The sequence below is a fragment of the Pseudomonas sp. SLFW genome (assembly GCF_009905615.1).
GTDB classification, from domain to species: Bacteria; Pseudomonadota; Gammaproteobacteria; order Pseudomonadales; family Pseudomonadaceae; genus Aquipseudomonas; species Aquipseudomonas bambusae.
This window is the reverse complement of record NZ_JAAAKW010000003.1, coordinates 484,837-496,734: the sequence shown is the minus strand read 5'-3', so window position 1 is coordinate 496,734 and position 11,898 is coordinate 484,837. Positions and strand designations below refer to the sequence as shown.

The 11,898-nt window shown below is 60.0% G+C and carries 15 protein-coding genes; 13 read left to right on the top strand and 2 right to left on the bottom strand.

The genetic code is table 11. The annotated features are described in order from the left end of the window. The first annotated feature begins 46 nt into the window (after positions 1-46). From GVN17_RS08175 to GVN17_RS08155, 5 genes are all read left to right on the top strand, one after another. Entirely contained in the window at positions 47-280 is a 234-nt protein-coding gene (locus GVN17_RS08175; protein WP_166594713.1) for a hypothetical protein, read from the top strand. 316 nt (positions 281-596) lie between these two features. Beyond that, the gene (locus GVN17_RS08170) at positions 597-1,115 is read left to right on the top strand and encodes a phage regulatory CII family protein (RefSeq protein WP_166594712.1); all 519 of its coding nucleotides are present in this window, start codon (positions 597-599) and stop codon (positions 1,113-1,115) included. Further along, complete coding sequence (locus GVN17_RS08165) at positions 1,108-1,332, top strand: hypothetical protein (protein ID WP_166594711.1); 225 nt, start codon at positions 1,108-1,110, stop codon at positions 1,330-1,332. Before GVN17_RS08170 ends, GVN17_RS08165 begins: the two co-directional genes overlap by 8 nt. Then, positions 1,325-3,538, top strand: coding sequence for a VapE domain-containing protein (locus GVN17_RS08160; RefSeq protein WP_166594710.1), 2,214 nt, complete (start codon positions 1,325-1,327; stop codon positions 3,536-3,538). Before GVN17_RS08165 ends, GVN17_RS08160 begins: the two co-directional genes overlap by 8 nt. Then, a complete protein-coding gene (locus tag GVN17_RS08155) occupies positions 3,535-3,897 on the top strand; it encodes a hypothetical protein (RefSeq protein WP_166594709.1) in 363 nt (120 codons plus the stop codon). The genes GVN17_RS08160 and GVN17_RS08155 overlap by 4 nt, the downstream gene beginning before the upstream one ends. Before the next feature lie 497 nt (positions 3,898-4,394). On the opposite strand, the gene GVN17_RS08150 is transcribed toward GVN17_RS08155, so the two are convergent. Further along, the gene (locus GVN17_RS08150) at positions 4,395-4,769 is read right to left on the bottom strand and encodes a hypothetical protein (protein ID WP_166594708.1); all 375 of its coding nucleotides are present in this window, start codon (positions 4,767-4,769) and stop codon (positions 4,395-4,397) included. A gap of 92 nt (positions 4,770-4,861) precedes the next feature. Between GVN17_RS08150 and GVN17_RS08145 the strand changes: the two genes are divergently transcribed. From GVN17_RS08145 to GVN17_RS08135, 3 genes are all read left to right on the top strand, one after another. Continuing rightward, positions 4,862-5,254 carry a phage holin family protein gene (locus GVN17_RS08145; RefSeq protein WP_166594707.1) on the top strand — a complete coding sequence of 131 codons (393 nt, stop codon included), beginning with the start codon at positions 4,862-4,864 and terminating at the stop codon, positions 5,252-5,254. Positions 5,255-5,367: 113 nt separating this feature from the next. Further along, entirely contained in the window at positions 5,368-5,937 is a 570-nt protein-coding gene (locus tag GVN17_RS08140; RefSeq protein WP_166594706.1) for a terminase small subunit, read from the top strand. Positions 5,938-5,940: 3 nt separating this feature from the next. Beyond that, complete coding sequence (locus GVN17_RS08135; RefSeq protein WP_166594705.1) at positions 5,941-7,965, top strand: phage terminase large subunit family protein; 2,025 nt, start codon at positions 5,941-5,943, stop codon at positions 7,963-7,965. A 1-nt stretch (position 7,966) separates the two neighbouring features. On the opposite strand, the gene GVN17_RS08130 is transcribed toward GVN17_RS08135, so the two are convergent. Then, a complete protein-coding gene (locus tag GVN17_RS08130) occupies positions 7,967-8,407 on the bottom strand; it encodes a hypothetical protein (RefSeq protein WP_166594704.1) in 441 nt (146 codons plus the stop codon). On the opposite strand from GVN17_RS08130, the gene GVN17_RS08125 reads away from it, so the two are divergent. Genes GVN17_RS08125 through GVN17_RS08105 form a run of 5 tightly spaced genes read left to right on the top strand, consistent with a single transcriptional unit; the run spans position 8,406 to position 11,867 of the window. After that, complete coding sequence (locus GVN17_RS08125) at positions 8,406-8,657, top strand: hypothetical protein (protein WP_166594703.1); 252 nt, start codon at positions 8,406-8,408, stop codon at positions 8,655-8,657. The two genes, GVN17_RS08130 and GVN17_RS08125, sit on opposite strands and share 2 nt — an antisense overlap. Before the next feature lie 45 nt (positions 8,658-8,702). Continuing rightward, complete coding sequence (locus GVN17_RS08120; protein WP_166594702.1) at positions 8,703-8,909, top strand: phage head-tail joining protein; 207 nt, start codon at positions 8,703-8,705, stop codon at positions 8,907-8,909. Then, complete coding sequence (locus GVN17_RS08115) at positions 8,909-10,387, top strand: phage portal protein (RefSeq protein ID WP_166594701.1); 1,479 nt, start codon at positions 8,909-8,911, stop codon at positions 10,385-10,387. The genes GVN17_RS08120 and GVN17_RS08115 overlap by 1 nt, the downstream gene beginning before the upstream one ends. Continuing rightward, positions 10,384-11,526, top strand: a complete 1,143-nt coding sequence (locus GVN17_RS08110; protein ID WP_166594700.1) for a head maturation protease, ClpP-related — start codon at positions 10,384-10,386, stop codon at positions 11,524-11,526. Before GVN17_RS08115 ends, GVN17_RS08110 begins: the two co-directional genes overlap by 4 nt. Next, the gene (locus GVN17_RS08105) at positions 11,523-11,867 is read left to right on the top strand and encodes a head decoration protein (protein WP_166594699.1); all 345 of its coding nucleotides are present in this window, start codon (positions 11,523-11,525) and stop codon (positions 11,865-11,867) included. Before GVN17_RS08110 ends, GVN17_RS08105 begins: the two co-directional genes overlap by 4 nt. Positions 11,868-11,898 lie beyond the last annotated feature (31 nt).

Below are 11,898 nucleotides of genomic sequence, written 5' to 3'. Positions count from 1 at the left end.
AAAAAATAACCTAATAGGTTAACATTCGCCAAAAGGAGGGATGTGCATGACATTTCGCGATTACATTGATGGACTGAATCGTAATGCATTGGATGCGTACGCGCGCCGCTGCGGGATTGCTAGCAGCTATCTAAGGCTGCACGTCAAATACGCTAGCAAGGATCCGAGCGTCGCCTTGATCAGGTCTCTGACGCGTGAGAGCTGCGGCGCTCTTTCACTTACAGACGTTCTTGAGCACTTCAACATCGTAGATGAGGTCGTTGTCTCTCCTGAAGTCTGAGGAAAAAAGGCGGCCAAGGCCGCCCAGTTCCTCCTGACAGCATCACCACAATGCTAACAGGTCTCGGGCACGAATGACGGGCACACCACATGCCGTCATTCGATACCGAGGTTCCAAGGCACGGATGCCTTGGTGCTGCCGTCTCCACCACAGATAGGACAGCGTTTGCGCCAGAGGTGAACAACGGATTGTTCGCCTCGGCACGGTGCCGGAATCGACCGTAGGGGTCTATCCGGCGTTTGGGCCTAACAGCCACGCGGGCAAATTTACCACCATTGCGTCCGCGCGGCACTGGCAACATTTAGGGATTAATGCCATGAGCCGTATTGTCACGAGTTCTGTCGACCGGGCGCGCAGGGAAGTTCTGCCGCTTGAGTTGGCGCTGTACCACGCCGCACGGGACTATCCGGGCGGAGCTGCTGCGATTGCCGCCACCACCGGGCGCAACGCGTCGACCATGCAGCACAAGCTTTCACCCACCCATCCGAGTCATACCGTCAACGTTCAAGAGTTCGGCGAGATCCTGGAGCTGACCAAGGATCGCCGCATTCTTGATTCGGTGCATGCGCTGGTAGGGGACACGATCTGGCATGACTTGGCTGGAGCGTACACGGGCGATATGGCCCAGACGCTTACGATGGGGATGGCAAGTTACTTCCGTCAGGTCGCTGACCTGGCAGATGTGTGGGCCAAGAGCATCGGCGACGGGCAGATCAGCGATTCCGAATTGGCCGAGATCCGGCTGCAGGTGTTTCGCGGCATCCAAGGGCTGCTCGGGCTGTTGAACCGTGCGAGTTACGTCAATCGCACGGAGCGGGGTGGCCATCATGGATAACGCCGATTTCGTGACCGAGCTGAATCTCAAATTCATGGATAAAGCCCTTGAGACCCGGCGAGCCGTCGAGGCTCCAGCTCAAGAGGCGTCGTTGTTTTGCATTGAGCAGGGCTGCAAGGCGCTGATCCCGTGGCAGCGCCGATTTGCAGTCGCCAACTGTTTACGTTGCATGAAGTGCCAGATGAGTTTGGAAGGACAGGGAGTCGGAAATGCTTGATGAGGTGTTGGGTCAGTTTGCTGATTACGGATTGGAGCCGGATCAGCCTCTGGCGTACGGGAAGCTAACCCGCTGCAAAACGGCGCAGGACAAGGGCAAGGAAAAGAATGGTTGGTATGTGGTGCACGTGTATCTGACCGCGAAGGGCGAAACGCTCATTTTCGGGAGCTTCGGCGATTGGCGTTCTGGCGAGTCGCAGAAGATCAAGGTCAAGGCTGGGCGCATGAGCCAGGAAGAGCGCGAGGTGATGCGCGCTCGGCAGGAAGAGGCGAAGCGCCGCGCAGCGGAGGTGGCTACGAATGCCGCTCGAAAGGCTGCGAATCGGGCGTCACGGCTGTTCGAGCAAATGCCTGAACAGGGCAAGAGCGATTATCTGGACCGCAAGCGTATCGTGGGTTTCGGCGTTCGTTACGCGCCGCGCACGGGTGCAGTGCTGGTCCCTATGTGCAACGTCAGGGATCAGATCGTTGGTTTGCAGGTGATCTTTCCAGAGAAACAAGCCGCCACGGGTCGTGACAAGTCCTATTGGCCGTATGGCATGTCGAAAGAGGGCGCATTCCATCTGATCGGGCCGCACCCCGAACCGGGCGAGCCAGTGTTGGTGTGCGAGGGCTACGCGACAGGCGCTAGCCTGCACATGGCGACCTCGGCGACGGTGGCGATCGCGTTCGATGCGGGCAATCTGCGGGAAGTCGCGAAGACGATGCGGGACCGGTTTCCTGGCCGGCCTTTGATTGTCTGTCGGGATGACGACTGGAAGACGAAGCGTCCCAATGGCGAGCGTTGGAACCCAGGCGAAGAGAAGGGCACCAACGCCGCGTTGATCGTTGGCGGGCAGGTGGTCGGGCCGATCTTCTCCGGCGCACGTGAGGACAAGTGGACCGACTTCAATGACCTGCATTGCGCGGAAGGGCTTGAGGCTGTTCGGCGGCAAGTGAGCGCGGTGATCAAACCACCGGCTGCGGGCGGTTGGCGGGATCAGTTGGCACGGACGGAAAACGGTTCGCTGATCGCGCACATGTCGAATGTCGAGATGATCATGGGCAATGACGAGCGCTGGAAGGGCGTAATCGGCTATTGCGCGTTCAGTTCGAAGATCGTGAAGCTGCGTACTCCTCCGTATGGCGGCGACACTGGCGACTGGGGCGACATTGATGACACGCGGGTCATGAGATGGCTCGCACAGCAGTACAACCTGCGCGTAAAGCCGTCGAGCGTGATCGAGGCCGTCAGCGTTGTGGCGCACGACCATGCATTTCATCCGGTTCGCGAGTACCTGCAAGGGTTGGAATGGGATCGCACGCCGCGTCTCGACAGTTGGCTGACGGACATCATGGGCGTCGCACCGAGCGATTACGTCACGAAGGTGGGTAAGCGCTGGATGATTTCCGCAGTGGCCCGGGTGATGAAGCCGGGCTGCAAGTCTGACTCGGTGCTGATCCTGGAGGGCGCGCAGGGAGCCGGTAAATCAACGGCGATGAGAATCCTCGGCGGCGACTGGTTCATGGACACGCCTTTTTCGCTCGGCGACAAGGACGGGTTTCAGGCTATTCGAGGTAAATGGATTGTTGAATTGGGGGAGCTGGACAGCTTCAATAAGGCGGAGAGCACGAAGGCCAAGCAGTTCTTTTCGGCATCGACGGATACCTACCGCGAGAGTTACGGCCGCAGAACGAACGACGTGCCACGCCAGTGTGTTTTCGTGGGCACGACTAATCAGGGGGAGTACCTGAAGGACGCGACCGGCAACCGCCGTTACTGGCCGGTGGCATGTACCAAAGTGGAGCTGGAGAAACTTCGGGAGATTCGCGACCAACTGTGGGCTGAGGCGGTGTTCTGTTACCTGGCCGGCGAGCTCTGGTGGGTGAACCCGGAAGATGCGGCGCTGTTCTCTGAAGAGCAGGACGAACGCTTCGTAGTGGATGAATGGGAAGGTCCGATCCTCGGGTGGCTAGAGGAGTCGCAGATTGGAGAAACCGCAACCGGGTGCGATGTGTTGGCACACGCGTTGAAGCTCGATTTCGGGCATTGGGGCAAACCCGAGCAGATGCGCGTCGGGGCGATCATGCACCGGTTGGGATGGCGACGGGTACGGCTTCCTGCGTTGGCAAAGAGCAAGGTGCGGCCTTGGGGCTACCGAAAGCCGGATGGGTGGGGCGGCGCGTGCCCGCTGACGGTCGAGCCGAGCAAGGAGCCCTGCTTTTGATCAAGCATGTCGATGAGATGTTGAAGCTGTGGGCCGATGACTTGCATTCACCGCACCACTGGGAAGCCTCAGGCAGCGGTGGGAACTTGATTGCAATGCTGATAGAGTGCAAAGGCGAATTGATTCGAGGCACTCGGGGCAGCCGGGTGCTGCTGGATGAGTCAGCTGACATTGAGCTGATCGTCAATAAACATCTGCCGCCTGAATTGGCGCTGGTGGTCCGGGAACATTACTGCAATCACGACAGTTTCTTGCGGCAGAAATACACGCACTGCGGGTGCAGCCGCGACACGTATTACCAACGTTTGCATCAGGCGCATGTGTTCGTTGGTGCCATGTTGATGGGGAAGGCGGCTTGATCGCGCATTTATCCACCGCTGTTGTCATGTTGGCCCGCCTTGTCCCATTGCGTTCGCGCAGTGTGGGACAAGCGCGGGCCTTGTCGTTGTTGGGCTGTCCCACTGTCCCACCTGTTCGTGCTCTCACGCATGTGAGCGTAGCGGGCGGGCAGGTACGCGCGCGTTACGCGCAGGCGTGTATTTAATTTCTTTCTTTACACGAGAAAGTAAAGATATAAGTGGGACAGTGGGGCAAGCCCCTGATTTACGCGGCTCTCAGCTGTCCCACCACGTTTTAGGGCTATGGGACAGCACGATTTCACAGGAGAAGCGATTAGCCGGTGTGGTGTATTCGTCGATATTGCCGGGGCGTTGGTGCAGCGTTGCCTACATATTCGCCGGTGGCGCTAAAACAGGCTTGCTGCCACCGGAATCGACCTGTAAAAAGTAGTCATCTTCGAAAGGTGCGAGCGCAGCAAGCGCTTACAAATGAGAACCGGCCCAATGGGCCGGTTTTTTTATGCCTTTGCTTCGGCGGCTCTTCGTGCTTCACGCAAGCGGCCTACTTTTATGGCGACGGGAATACCAACGCCGAAGCTTAGATACACCAAGGCGTTCCATAGACTTGCGATAAGGGAGAGTACGGCCTTTCGCGTGAGCGGATCTTCGCTGACACCAAATTCATATACCTGCCACATGCTCACAAGGGACGTGGCGAAACACATCACTGTGACCAGAACAAAGAAGCCGTTGTTTAGCCAGCTTTTGAGCTTTGACAGGACCTTCTTCTGATCTTCCTCGGGGGTGAGTATCCACTCCTTCACGAATTTGAACAGTCCGGCCAGTGACACCAGGACGCCTAGGATTTTCCCTACATTCGCAATCATTTCCATAAGATCGACCGACCCAAAAAAATGGACATCTTATCCGATCCCGATTCAATCAAGCTTCAGCTGACTCTGGTTGAAGCGCTCATGAGGACTTCATGCCAAACGAACAGCAGGCTTTATCGGACATGCCCATCTGGATGGTGATCGTTCTATCTTCACTGGGCGGCATCTCAGGCGAGATGTGGCGTGCGGACAAGGCTGGCATACAAGGCTGGTCGCTGATACGGCGGCTGGTATTGCGCTCAGGTGCGTGCGTGGTCTGTGGCGTATCCACAACCATGCTGCTCTACGCCGCAGGGGTATCGATGATCACCGCCAGTGCGGCGGGGTGCCTCACGGCGATGGCCGGAGCGGACGTGGCCATCGGGTTATATGAACGCTGGGTCGCCAAGCGGCTGGGCATCCCCGATGCCCCAGTCAGCGCGGGCGGATTCGCGGGCGAGCCTGATCCGCCCCCCCAAAAGCGCGGGGGACCCTGCGACATCTGAGGGGATACGGGGCAGGAAACCCGCGGGACTTTGTTAGCGGGAGGTTCACCAGCTTAGTGAACCGAGTGAACGGGTGAACTACCCGAGTTTATTGGGTGAACTGGACAAACATCATGACCGTCATCAGCAAATCTGAATTTGCGGCACGGCGTGGCTGGGCGAAATCGTACGTTTCCAAACTCGCCAAACAGGACCGGCTGGTGCTGACCGAGGACGGCAAAGTCGAACTGGAAGCCACCGAACTGCTGCTCGCCTCATCGGCGGACCCCAGCAAAGCGGGTGTTACCGCACGGCACGACCAACAACGGATCGAGCGCAACGTCCATTCGGAGCTGTCGATAGCCGCCGAACAACCTGCGGTGCAGCCCACCGGCAAGGCGCCGGACTTTCAGAAAGCCCGAGCGCACCGCGAGCACTTCCTCGCCCAACTGGCCGAGGCGGAGTTCTACAAAGTCCAAGGCAATCTCGTTGACCGCGAAGCCGTCTCCAAAGCGGCCTTCACAGCGGGCCGCATGCTGCGCGATCTGATCTTCGGACTGTCGCCACAGCTCGCCCCCGAACTGGCGGCAATGACTGACCCTTGGCAAATCGAAAAACACCTCACCGGCACCTTCCGCCGCGTCTTCACCGATGCGAGCCGCATGAACGCTGCCGACCTTGAGCAAGCAATGACACAGAGCTGACCTATGCAACCTGGATACGCAGACGGTGCTGAAGTGTACCGCGAAGCGTATCTGCGCGGCCTGCTGCCCGACCCCGATCTGTGGGTCGATGAATGGGCCGACGAGTACATGCGTATCCCGCGTGACACCGGCGCCGCCGAACCCGGCAAATACCGGACCTCGCGGACACCCTACGCCCGTGAACCCATGCGCTGTCTGTCACCGGCGCACCCCTGCAAACGCGTCGTCACCATGGTGGCCTCGCAACTGATGAAAACGCAGATCGCGCTGAACTGGATCGGCGGCCTGATCCACATGGCGCCGTCGAACATCCTGACCTTGCTGCCCAGCCTGGGCCTCGCCAAGCGGGTGTCATCGCGGATCGGCAAGACCATCAAGGCAACACCGGTTCTGAACGAACGTGTGGCCGCCAGTCGCTCTCGTGACGCGCGCAACACCATGGACACCAAAGAGTTCGAAGGCGGCTCGCTGTACGTCACCACAGCAGGCTCAGCGGCCAACCTGGCCGAATTGTCGGCACGCTACATCTACGGCGACGAGGTAGACCGCTGGGACGTGGACGTAGGGGAAGAGGGCGACCCCATCGAATTGGCCGAAACCCGAGGCAGCACCTTCGGCCGAAACGCCAAGTTCTACTTTTCCAGCTCGCCGACCATCAAGGGCGCGTCCCGGATCGCTGACCTGTTCGACACCAGTGACCAGCGTTACTACTTCGTCCCATGCCTGACATGCGGGCACATGCAGACGCTGGAGTGGGAGCGCCTGCACTATTCCGCCGATCTCAGCGTGGCCCACTACGAGTGTGCCGGTCCCGACTGTGACGTACTGATCGAGGAACACGAGAAGGGCGAGATGCTCGCACGCGGTCAATGGCGCGCGACGGCAACCGGTGACGGCGAGACGGTTGGCTTCAACCTTAACGCCCTGTACTCGCCTCCGGGCTGGATGGACTGGCGGGCGTTGGCCAAGCAATTCGAAAAGGCCAAGAAAGCCCAGGCCAAAGGCGATCTGGAACCCATGCAGGTGTTCTACAACACCCGACTGGCGAAAGTCTGGGACAGCGCACAGGAACAAACCAAAGCGGACGTGCTGATAGCGCGAGCGCGCCAAGAGACCTACTCGCTCGGTTCAATCCCTGTCGGTGTTCTCATGATCACCGGTTCTGTGGACGTGCAGGCGAACCGGCTGGAATTCATGGCCATGGGCTGGGGCGTCGGCATGGAGCGCTGGGTGGTGGACTTTCAAGTGGTAGCCGGTGACCCGGCAGACGAACGCACCTGGGCGGCTCTGGACGAGCTGCTCAAACAGCGCTACCGGCATCCGTCCGGTGTTGGCTTGACAATCCTTGCCACTGGCATCGACTCAGGCGGGCATCACACTGACGAGGTCTATCAGTTCTGCCGCGTACGGCGCTGGCGCAACGTCTTCGCGCTCAAGGGTGCCAGCAAGCCGGGTAAGCCTGTGATCGCACAGCGGCCATCGATGGTCGACGTGACATGGAAGGGCCAGACCGAACGCGGCGGCGCCGAGTTGTGGTTCGTCGGCACTGACACCGCAAAAGACTGGATCTACAACCGCTACCCGTTCGAGACAGGCCCCGGCGCATTGCACTTCGCGAACGACCTGCCTGATGAGTTCTTCGCCCAATGCGTGGCGGAGCGCAAGGTCGCCCGGTACGTGCGCGGCCATAAGCGGGTCGAGTGGATCAAAGGCAAGGCCGAACGCAATGAGGCGCTCGACCTGATGGTTTACAACCTCGCGATGGCGCATTACCTGGGCATCGCGCGTTACAAGGAACACGACTGGGATAAGGTGCGGCAGGCATTGGCGCAGTCTGGCCTATTTGACGAGGCCGCTTGTGAACCTTCGCAGAACTTAAAATCACCGGGGACCAAGCCCGACGGCAATGCCCCAACACCTCTATCAGGACAGATGCCCGAACCCGTAGCTCCGCCAGTGCCTGTGTTAGCAATTTCACGGATACCTGCTCGTCGAATTTCAACGAGCGGGTACCTGAAGCGCCGTTAGATCAAGGTGTAAGGCCGACGTAGGGACCGAGGAGGCGAGCGCCAATGCCCAAGGCTTCAGACAGTAAGCCTCGCATTGCCTCTTTCCCTCCTGACTTTGCAGCGTCAGCTAGCTGCTCGCCGATGGAAGCATCGCCTTGCAAGCTGCCTGGCACGGCTCTGAGCACTTCGAGCCCTTTAGCGGTGAGTACGACATCACTCACGCGACTGTGGTGGTACTTATCGACTGACAAGTAACCAGCCCTTTGCAGCCATAGAACAGTGGCTAGGAAGAACTCCCCATCATCGATCAGAACTTCTTGCTGGTAGCGCTCGCTCCATTGGGTAGCTGGATCGAGATAGTTCGCGGTATCGATATCTTTCCCCATGGGAAAGCTTTCATACAGCTCGGCAAATAGTCGGCTAGCGAGATTGTCAAACCTTTCGATATTGGAGACAGCCATGTCTGAACACTCCGTAGACAACGCGCAACGTGCGCAAAAAATCAAAGCCGCCGCAGAACTCCAGCAGGAGCTGCGATGTGTAGTCGCCGAGCAGTTGACGGGCAGTATGGATTGGGTGCGCGCTAAAACGTATTGGCAGATGCGACTCCCACACATTACACATGATGAGCTCGCTGATGCCCTTGCTGAAGTACTGGTCAGAGGCAGCTTCCAGCGAAAACTCCAGTCCCGTCACCAGCGCTTCGGCTGACGGCCTTTTACAGCACCGCGTCCGCCCGCTCAAGAGTAAACCCCCATGTCCTTCACCCAGAAACACCTCGAAGCCGTCGAGACGGCCATTGCGCGCGGCGAAAAGACCGTGCGCTATTCCGACCGCACGGTTGAATACCGCACGGTGGACGAGCTGCTCAAAGCGCGCGAAGAAATCCGCACCTCGCTGGCAAGCAACGGCAAACCGCGCTCCCGCGTATACCGCATGTACCACGGCGGCAAGGGGCTCTGATGGCACGCTACCCAACGCTCACCCGTAACGGGTTCCTGCTGCCGGAGCGCATCAAGGCCAGTTACGACGGCGCCGGGGAGGGCCGCCGGTCCGCGACTTGGGATGCACCGGACGGCAGCGTCAACAGCCTGATGATGCCTGCTCTGCGCAATCTGCGAAGTCGCTCTCGCGCAGCCGTCCGTAACGACCCGTACGCCTTCAATGCCATCGACAAGCGCGTCAGCAATCTGATCGGCACGGGCATTACACCACGGCCCACGCTGGACGACCCGGTGCTACGCAAGCGCTTGCAGGAGCTTTGGGAAGATTGGGTTGATGAATCCGACGCCGACGGCGTGACCGACTTCTACGGTCAGCAAGCACTGATCGCCCGAACCGTGGAAACGGCCGGCGAATGCTTCGTGCGTCTGCGGCCACGCAGTCTGGACGAAGGCCTCGCCGTTCCGATCCAGCTGCAAACCCTGGCACCCGAGTTCGTCCCGCATGACAAGTTTGAGACCGCAAGCAACGGCAACGCGATTCGAGCGGGGATTGAATTCGAACCCTCGGGTAAACGCGTGGCTTACTGGATGTATCGCTCGCATCCGCGCGAAGCATCCGGCCTGAACACCGGCTACAACCAGTTGGTGCGGGTGCCCGCCGCGCAGGTGTTGCACATATTCGAGCCACTTGAGCCGGGGCAGTTACGCGGCACACCGCGTCTGTCGCCGGTACTCAAGCGTTTGCGCAGCCTGGACAACTACGACGACGCCGTGCTGTTCCGGCAGGAGGTGGCCAACCTGTTCGCCGGGTTCATCACCCGACCCGCGCCGGACGCAGGGCCAGTACCTCGTGATCCGGTGACGGGAAATCCGCTCACCTTAGATACCGATGGCTTTACGCCCATGGTCGCCCTTGAGCCGGGGACCATGCAGGAGCTGGGCGCGGGTGAAGAAGTCGAGTTTTCCAAGCCCCCGGATGCAGGCAACAACTACCCAGACTTCATGCGACAGCAACTGATGGCGGCAGCGGCGGGAAGCGGTACGCCTTACGAGTTGCTCACCGGTGACATGCGGGATGTGAACGACCGGGCGTTACGCGTGGTACTGAACGAGTTTCGACGGCGGCTTGAGCAGCTGCAATTCAGCGTCTACGTCCACCAGCTCTGCCGCCCGGTGCGCGCGGCATGGATGGACATGGCCGTGCTGGCTGGCGAGCTGGACCTGCCGGACTACGCAAAGCGGCGCCGGGAATACCTGCGCACACGCTGGGTTCCACAAGGCTGGGCCTACATCCACCCGGTGCAGGACGTGCAGTCGCGGATTCTGGAAGTTAACGCCGGATTTGCCTCACGTAGCGAAATGGTTCTGCGTACCGGATACGACGCCGAAACGGTCGACGCCGAAAACGCTGCCGACCAGAGTCGCGCCGTGTCGATGGGCCTCAATTACAGAACTCTCAGTACGTTCGATTCACTGGACGACAAGGAACAACGATGACCCAGAAAACACACCCGCGCATCTACGACAGCGCGGGTAAACAGCTGCCCGTCTCGGCAAAGAGCTGGTACTTCCTGCAAGCGAGCGGCGAAGCCGAGCGACGCACAATCGAGGTTTACGTCTACGGCGAGATCGGCGGGTGGGGCATCACCGCCAATCAGTTCGTGCAGGACCTGCGCGGCATGGATGACGGCGTCTCACCCATCGTCGTGGCTTTCAACAGCGGCGGCGGTGATCTGTTCGACGGCCTCGCCATGCATAACGCGTTGTCGCGGCTTGGCGAGCGGTGTACGGGGCGAGTAGACGCTCTGGCTGCAAGTGCCGCAAGTGTGGCCGTCTGCGGCGCGCATCGGGTCGTCATTGCCGCCAACGCCATGCTGATGATTCACAACCCGTGGACCTACACCAGCGGTGACGCCGATGACTTCCGGCGCGTGGCTGACGTGCTGGACCAGACACTCGAAGCGATTATCGCCGCATACAAAGCCAAGGCGCCCAATGTGGACGACGCCGAGCTGCGGCGCCTGGTCAATGCCGAAACCTGGCTGACAGCCACCGAGGCGGTTGAACTGGGTCTTGCTGATGAAATCGGTGGCGGCATCGAGGTCAAGGCGTGTGTGGGGCAGGGCGCTGTGCTGCACCGCTACCGGCATGCGCCTCAGGCGTTGATGGACCTGATCGATGGAGCCGAAGAGCCTGTCGCCGAAACTGAACCGCAGCCACAGCCACCCGCACAAGTTTCGACGGCAAAGCTGGCGCTGATGATTACACAGGGTTGCGCAGAAGCCGGGATCAGCAACCTGATCGAGCCGTTGATAAACAGCACGCAGCTGGCCGATGAGCCGGTCGTACAGGCGGCGCTTACACGCGCCAAGGCAGTACGAGACCTGTGTGTAGCGGCGCGCCTGCCTGAGCTGACTGAAGGCTTCGTACGGGACGGACTGGACACCGTCGCCGTCCGTGCGCGGCTGTTCGATACGCTCACCGGCAGCGGCGGCTTTGAAATCGACAACAGCCTGCCGTTGGCGGATGACAGTCCGATCCATGCGCAAGCGCGACAGCCAAACCCGCAGGGCATCTGGGCCTCCCGGCGTAACGCTCAATCAACGAACAAACCAGCTCAAGGAGCGAGGCAATGACCATCAGACACGAACAGACTCATGCGGGCGAATTCCTGCTTTCCGAAGGCCCGGGCCAGATATCGCGGGAGACCATCAACGTGGCCGCAGGGGACGCTTTGGTGGCAGGGCAGGTGCTTGGCGTAAGAGCGGCTGGCAGCGAGTACGCTCCATACGACCCCACCGCCAAAGACGGAACAGAGAAAGCGGCATGCGTTCTGTACGCGTCGCTTGGCGCATCCGATACCGCACGCCGAGGGCGCGGCATCGCGCGGTTGGCCGAGGTGAGCGAAGCCCATTTGACCGGTCTGGATTCCAAGGCCAAGAAGTATCTGGCCACCCATCTCATCATCGTTCGCTGAACCTCATCGAATCCCCGAAACCCCGCCGAGC

What these genes read in the sequence shown, in the direction of transcription:
- GVN17_RS08175 (WP_166594713.1), top strand. Translation starts at nt 47, where the DNA reads ATGACATTTCGCGATTACATTGATGGACTGAATCGTAATGCATTGGAT.
- GVN17_RS08170 (WP_166594712.1), top strand. Translation starts at nt 597, where the DNA reads ATGAGCCGTATTGTCACGAGTTCTGTCGACCGGGCGCGCAGGGAAGTT.
- GVN17_RS08165 (WP_166594711.1), top strand. Translation starts at nt 1,108, where the DNA reads ATGGATAACGCCGATTTCGTGACCGAGCTGAATCTCAAATTCATGGAT.
- GVN17_RS08160 (WP_166594710.1), top strand. Translation starts at nt 1,325, where the DNA reads ATGCTTGATGAGGTGTTGGGTCAGTTTGCTGATTACGGATTGGAGCCG.
- GVN17_RS08150 (WP_166594708.1), bottom strand. Translation starts at nt 4,769, where the DNA reads ATGGAAATGATTGCGAATGTAGGGAAAATCCTAGGCGTCCTGGTGTCA.
- GVN17_RS08145 (WP_166594707.1), top strand. Translation starts at nt 4,862, where the DNA reads ATGCCAAACGAACAGCAGGCTTTATCGGACATGCCCATCTGGATGGTG.
- GVN17_RS08140 (WP_166594706.1), top strand. Translation starts at nt 5,368, where the DNA reads ATGACCGTCATCAGCAAATCTGAATTTGCGGCACGGCGTGGCTGGGCG.
- GVN17_RS08135 (WP_166594705.1), top strand. Translation starts at nt 5,941, where the DNA reads ATGCAACCTGGATACGCAGACGGTGCTGAAGTGTACCGCGAAGCGTAT.
- GVN17_RS08125 (WP_166594703.1), top strand. Translation starts at nt 8,406, where the DNA reads ATGTCTGAACACTCCGTAGACAACGCGCAACGTGCGCAAAAAATCAAA.
- GVN17_RS08130 (WP_166594704.1), bottom strand. Translation starts at nt 8,407, where the DNA reads ATGGCTGTCTCCAATATCGAAAGGTTTGACAATCTCGCTAGCCGACTA.
- GVN17_RS08120 (WP_166594702.1), top strand. Translation starts at nt 8,703, where the DNA reads ATGTCCTTCACCCAGAAACACCTCGAAGCCGTCGAGACGGCCATTGCG.
- GVN17_RS08115 (WP_166594701.1), top strand. Translation starts at nt 8,909, where the DNA reads ATGGCACGCTACCCAACGCTCACCCGTAACGGGTTCCTGCTGCCGGAG.
- GVN17_RS08110 (WP_166594700.1), top strand. Translation starts at nt 10,384, where the DNA reads ATGACCCAGAAAACACACCCGCGCATCTACGACAGCGCGGGTAAACAG.
- GVN17_RS08105 (WP_166594699.1), top strand. Translation starts at nt 11,523, where the DNA reads ATGACCATCAGACACGAACAGACTCATGCGGGCGAATTCCTGCTTTCC.